Genomic DNA, 473 nt, shown 5'->3' with positions numbered 1-473 from the left:
GTATCAGAGGGGCTTTACAAGGCGCTCTTTAGTTTAAAAATAAAGATTTTGTATCAATTAATGTACAACTTCGCTTTCCTCCTCAAATATCCAATCCGTATCAATATTTTCAATCGGTGGCATCGCACCTAAACGTTCGAAAGCTATTTTTTTCTGTTTTTTGAGTAACTCATCAAAATCCCCTCGTTCTTCCATAATTAGTTTTAAATGCTCACCAACTTTTTCTAAAAACCTCATTGTATCTTCCTTAGTGCTTGTTAACATCCAAACCTTTAAATTTATAGGGACACTTATAGCCTTCACACCTGACGTTACTTCTGAAACATTAATAGAGTCACTTAATGGAATTGCACAAAAATGATATTGTCCCACTTTAATTTCATGACCAACTGCAGGTACCCATTCATCAAACGCTAGATAAAAACGTTGTGTTTGCTCATTCACTTTGATTTCCATTACGTTCTCCTCCAAAT

The 473-nt window shown here is 34.9% G+C and carries 1 protein-coding gene; it reads right to left on the bottom strand.

The features are described 5' to 3' along the window. Window positions 1–57 precede the first annotated feature (57 nt). The coding region (locus tag CRU95_RS16150) for a hypothetical protein (protein WP_258238751.1) at window positions 58–473 on the bottom strand (416 nt) is incomplete at its 5' end.

Origin of the sequence: Arcobacter sp. F2176 (assembly GCF_004116465.1) — a bacterium.
GTDB classification, from domain to species: domain Bacteria; phylum Campylobacterota; class Campylobacteria; order Campylobacterales; family Arcobacteraceae; genus Arcobacter; species Arcobacter siniprincipis.
The sequence above is the reverse complement of the archived record's forward strand: the minus strand, read 5'-3'. Positions and strand labels throughout refer to the sequence as shown.